Annotated in this window: 1 protein-coding gene; it reads left to right on the forward strand. The window is 44.2% G+C overall.

The features are described from left to right. Positions 1–742: 742 nt before the first annotated feature. Positions 743–904, forward strand: a complete 162-nt coding sequence (locus DSM02_RS20475) for a hypothetical protein (RefSeq protein WP_164918355.1) — start codon at positions 743–745, stop codon at positions 902–904. Positions 905–1414 lie beyond the last annotated feature (510 nt).

Here is a 1414-nt window from a genome sequence, read left to right on the forward strand (position 1 = left end):
AAAAGAAAAGACCCCCTCGCTTAGGAATTTTTTGCCTTATCAGGCAAAAACCGTCTTGTCAGCTCCGCGTCGCTACCGCTCCTGTCCTTCGGAGCTGCCTGCGCCTATTCTGAACCGAGGGATTGTAGTTCGTTCAACCCTTCGGGTATGAGTAATTTTTAATAGAATGGTAAAACGGCCTACTTTTTAGAGCTGTAGTAAAACAAGCGGGCGCCGCAGCGGTGGGTAGCGGAGCTTGCATCCGACGAGTGTAACGAGAGGAATGCACAGGCGCAGCGGTTTGCTATCCGCAGGCAAAGGCGTTTGCGTAGTTTTCAAGGATCTAAAAATAAGCCTTGATTTTTTGGTTCTTTGGCATCAAGGCAAAAGAACAGAAACACGGATAGAAGTTATAGGTTTTATAGTGTCTTCCTTACTTTTCTTTAGCTCGTTTGATTTTTATTGCACGGGAGCTCGTGAACCTCCAAAGTCGGTTTGAGTAGTACTTACTTCTAATCATGTTCTGTTCATTTTCTTTACTCGTCTAAAGAAACCCTTCGACTATCGCTCAGGGCAGGCTCACCAAAAGAAACGACGCCTTTTGGATAGGTATTTTTCGCCTTGAGGGCGAAAACCGCAGCAGTGCCCCTAAATTTTCTCCAAGGCTTCAAAAATTTTTAACGGGGCACCGCCGCTATACTGACCAAAAGGAAACCTGCTATAGGATATTTTTGTAAAGAAAAATATTTCAAAAAGAGTCTAAATGCCTATTCTGAACCGAGGGATTGTAGTTCGTTCAACCCTTCGGGTATGGATACGTATGCTTTTTATTCTTGTAGCTTTCTTCTACCGTCTCCAGTCTATTAGAACGTCAGTACCGGCCTATCATGAGGTTCTCGTAAAATTTGCAGGGAGCGGAACGTAGCAGGCGGTTCTGTTTGAGGGTGGTGTGCCGCCCGAGTTAAGCGCATGCCGTGCAATGCGCAATACATTTAGAGAAGCTCATGTAAGCCTAGACTTTTTTGTTTCTTTTTTGGGCGATGCAAAAAAGAAAGGAAACTCTAATTGAAGTTGTTTTTTACTTTTCTTACTCGCGAGATTATTAGTTTACGGGAGCTCGTGAACCTCCTAACGTCGATTTGAGTAGTGCTTCCTTCTAATCATGTTTGTTCATTTTCTTTGCTTGTCCAAAGAAAACGAACCAAAAGAAAAGACCCCCTCGCTTAGGAATTTTTTGCCTTATCAGGCAAAAACCGTCTTGTCAGCTCCGCGTCGCTACCGCTCCTGTCCTTCGGAGCTGCCTGCGCCTATTCTGAACCGAGGGAATTTATGATTCGTTTACCCTTTGGGTATGGATACGTATGCTTTTTATTCTTGTAGCTTTCTTCTACCGTATCAAGTCTATTAGAACGTCAGTACCGGCCTATCATGAGGT

This window comes from Leeuwenhoekiella polynyae, from assembly GCF_004104075.1.
GTDB classification, from domain to species: Bacteria; Bacteroidota; Bacteroidia; order Flavobacteriales; family Flavobacteriaceae; genus Leeuwenhoekiella; species Leeuwenhoekiella polynyae.

Bases quoted from the DNA above. Each gene is read 5' to 3' on its own strand.
- DSM02_RS20475 (WP_164918355.1), top strand. From the start codon at position 743: ATGCCTATTCTGAACCGAGGGATTGTAGTTCGTTCAACCCTTCGGGTA.